General features: G+C 40.1%; 5 protein-coding genes. 2 read left to right on the forward strand and 3 right to left on the reverse strand.

Annotated elements, in window-relative coordinates; genetic code table 11:
- The coding region (locus UR504_RS21460) for a retron St85 family effector protein (protein ID WP_320740155.1) at window positions 1-389 on the reverse strand (389 nt) is incomplete at its 3' end.
- A gap of 320 nt (window positions 390-709) precedes the next feature.
- On the reverse strand, window positions 710-1087 hold the full coding sequence (locus UR504_RS21465) for a hypothetical protein (protein ID WP_320740156.1): 378 nt from the start codon (window positions 1085-1087) through the stop codon (window positions 710-712).
- Window positions 1088-1720: 633 nt separating this feature from the next.
- Here UR504_RS21465 and UR504_RS21470 point away from each other — a divergent pair.
- Together UR504_RS21470 and UR504_RS21475 are read left to right on the forward strand one after the other, a co-directional pair.
- A complete protein-coding gene (locus tag UR504_RS21470; protein WP_320740157.1) occupies window positions 1721-2275 on the forward strand; it encodes a membrane lipoprotein lipid attachment site-containing protein in 555 nt (184 codons plus the stop codon).
- Between the two features lie 17 nt (window positions 2276-2292).
- Window positions 2293-2949, forward strand: coding sequence for a hypothetical protein (locus UR504_RS21475; protein ID WP_199977742.1), 657 nt, complete (start codon window positions 2293-2295; stop codon window positions 2947-2949).
- A 92-nt stretch (window positions 2950-3041) separates the two neighbouring features.
- Here the strand turns inward: UR504_RS21475 and UR504_RS21480 are convergent.
- The coding region (locus UR504_RS21480) for an abortive infection system antitoxin AbiGi family protein (protein ID WP_320740159.1) at window positions 3042-3343 on the reverse strand (302 nt) is incomplete at its 5' end.

A 3343-nucleotide genomic window follows, 5' to 3' on the forward strand; every position in this document is an offset into this window, starting at 1 on the left:
ATTGTATTTGTGTTTAAAATAGTGATTAATTTTTTTGATATTGATTCAATGATGCTAAATGCGCCAAGTTCTGCATACGCACCTAATCCTTCGACTATTAAAATTACAGCACTTGCTAAATCAGCTAGAACAATTTCAAGATCAATTAAGTTATCTATTTTTGAATGCTCAAGCCAATCTTGAAACTCTTCTGCTTCACGTATACGAGAACTTAGCTTGCTATCAGTGTGCTCAAGGCGGCGTAATAAAGCATCCCGCATCGAGCCGGGATTATCGACATCAACTGAGTTACGTACACCGCCACAAATGAACACAAAATTAGGTAGGTTTTCTAACCTTAGTTCTTCTGCATCGATGCAGAGTATGAAATCGTCTCTGATATCGTCCATTGAGCAGCCGCTTATGTTATAAAAAACCCCGGTTTACCGGGGTTTTGCTCTTTACCTAGAAGGGCACGGCCTGAGTAAAAATCGAAGATTTTTGGGAAGGCCGTGGCATAAATGACCACAATAAACAAGTTCCGGTGATACACCAGATGAAGCAGATACGCCTCTATCGCGTAAAGAGTGTTTTATACACTAACTTAATGATTTGCATCAATCAAGCTGCTTGTCTCAAGATTATGGAAGGCATTGATAATGGCGAAAAAATTGTTGAGCGCATAGTTAGCTTTGAATAATCATATCGTTTAACTTAAATGCTAGTAATATCAATCAAGTAACCCACGCGAAACCTTACTCGCCGTTTGGCTGAAATTATATCGGTCAACAACATTTCCCTTGAACCAGATCTCAAGGGAGTTCATGTGAGCCGTGTTGCTGTTCTTAAGCAGGGCCAGAACGGGAATGTAGTTTGATATCTGACTCTCACCTGACATGCTGGAGTAGGACCACATTTCCTGACCATCATTGGTCGCGCGCGTTTGTGGTTGCCCGAATGCGTTAATAACATCTTGCTGGGTCGTTTTCCCTTTGACGATTTTGGTTTTTACGGTTTGTTGGGATTCGTCTTTAAGGGATTTGTTGCCATAGGTGGTGCAAGCGGTAAGAGGCAGGATCACCAACGCAGCGATAAACAGTTTTTTCATGTTAACTCCATATAAACAGTAAACGAAAAAATAAGCGTAAAGGAGCCGGAGCCAGCGTTGTGCCGCATCTGGCTATTAAGACTCATGTAAATCAATAGTGAAGAAAGCCGCTTATCAGAAGCCTATTAGTTTTTCTATCTAATCAGCTAACGGCATCCCTCATGATTGTTTTCCCTGATATTGGATTAATAAAGGCCAAGAAAGGTCCATAGTGCAGTGCTGGCTGTTGGTCATTGGGTTTGACGTTCTATACCCATGAACCAACCCACAAACGGTCCAGTGATCCTTCTGTTCACTTTATCCAGTAAAGATTCATCTAGCAAGAAAATGATTGGTATTGCAGATCGATAAATTGATATTGATAGCTTTAATCGATTAAATATTCCTTATCGATCGGTGTTTTAATTGTTTTAATCGATCGATATGTATTTAATGATAGATTTTAACTATCATTATTTTGATTTTGATCGTTACAAACGATATGACGGCCCACAAAAATAATTTAATCCTATCAATTGGTTAATCAGGTGGTTTTGTTGCGTTATGCCAGTAAGAACAAGCCTAAACGACTACAGATACGCTGCAGACAACCTCTACATAACAGCATTTTTGATTATCAGGATGGATAGGAAGATGAAGAAGATTTTACTTGTTGCTGGCACAGCTCTTATTCTGGCGGGATGTGGGGAGAAAGGCGACTTTGAGAAGGCGATTAACGCGAAAATTTCAAAATCAAAGGTGTGCTACTCACTTCAAAACAATGACTTTGCTTTCAACAAAGGTTTTCCAGTAAAGGTTAATCATGGCTATCGTTCTGCTGGATACAATGCCAGCGATGAAATCCTGAAAGGTCTTGTTGAGCAGGGGCTGCTCACTGTTTCACAACAGTCTAACGGCTTTAGTAGCGTTGATGTTCTGGAAGTCACCGCCAAAGGACAAGAGGTTGATTTTTGGAACCGTGAGGAAGGTGCCTGCGTGGGTCATCGTATTGTTGCTGAGATCACAAGCTGGACTGAACCGAGTGCTGGTGCTGGCGTTAAAATTACGCAAGTGACCTATAGATGGAAACTCGACGGCGTTCCGGGCTGGGTTGATAAAAATGCGTTCTCTGGTGTGAAAGGGATGGCTGAACCAGAAGAAGCCAAAATTGTTCTGGTCAAGACCAATAACGGCTGGGTCGCTCGGTAATTACAGGAAAAAACGCTATGAACTCTATCTATGGGGTGCTTATCATTGGTCTGCTGATGAACATACCATCATTGGCACCTGTGCTGTTTCTCGGGAATAGACATAAACAGGTGAAGGTTTCGATGACGGTCAGACTTTACCTGCTTAACACTTTCTTGGTGCTGTCGCTGATGACGTTATCGCAAAATACTACGCAAAAATACGGGTTGTTCCCTGTATGGCTTGTGTTTGCCACCGTTGGACTATTTGTGGTCATGCTGGTGCCAACGGTAAAATTTCTGCGTAAGCATTTAACCGTAGGTAAAAGCCGTGCGGTTATCCTTTCATCATTCTTGATTGTCTACGCGATCAGATTTCACGGCGTGTTTTCAGTTGGGAATGATAGTGAATATACGCTTAACGGATTCAATGTGGTGTGGACATTTTTCTTCTTGTTTGCCTGCCTGCTGGCTTATCTAAGTTGTGCTGGAAGTAAAACATACTCCGGTTCTTCTGCGTCGTCATCTGCACCACAATCCGATTATTTTAAACCTACTAAAGAATATGAAACACAATCTCAAATTGATTACGATATTGCTGTGAAGGGGCGGAGTGTGCTGTCTGATCCTAATCTGAGTATTGTTGAGCAACAGCGCTATAGAGATAGTGTTGAAAAAAGATATACCGATAATTGATCATTCAATTCTGGTTTTTTTTAGTTTTTATGTATTCATTGCGGTGTGCTTTCATTGTCCCGTTAAAAACACACCGCAAGTGATTCAATCGTTCATAAATCCTCGCTTATGTGGTTCGAAAAAAATATTTTACTTACTAATTCATCATTTATTAAATATTCTCTTTTTCTTAACCTTTTGATAAAAGGATTTAATTGATTTTTATCTTTCAAAATAATGTATCGTATGTCATCGATTCCAAATTCGAGATGAATATGTTCTACTTTATCATTGTATTCTTGCTTAGATATTGAATCTCTTATGTTTTTCAGAAGAGCTATTGGGATAATTCCTTTTTCATTTATTGAAGGGACGTAGCGCCATTCCATTTCATCTGCAAAACAATACTCAACGG

Origin of the sequence: Enterobacter sp. 241F3, from assembly GCF_034106785.1 — a bacterium.
Lineage (GTDB): Bacteria > Pseudomonadota > Gammaproteobacteria > Enterobacterales > Enterobacteriaceae > Enterobacter > Enterobacter vonholyi.

What these genes read in the sequence shown, in the direction of transcription:
- UR504_RS21465 (WP_320740156.1), bottom strand. Translation starts at nt 1,087, where the DNA reads ATGAAAAAACTGTTTATCGCTGCGTTGGTGATCCTGCCTCTTACCGCT.
- UR504_RS21470 (WP_320740157.1), top strand. Translation starts at nt 1,721, where the DNA reads ATGAAGAAGATTTTACTTGTTGCTGGCACAGCTCTTATTCTGGCGGGA.
- UR504_RS21475 (WP_199977742.1), top strand. Translation starts at nt 2,293, where the DNA reads ATGAACTCTATCTATGGGGTGCTTATCATTGGTCTGCTGATGAACATA.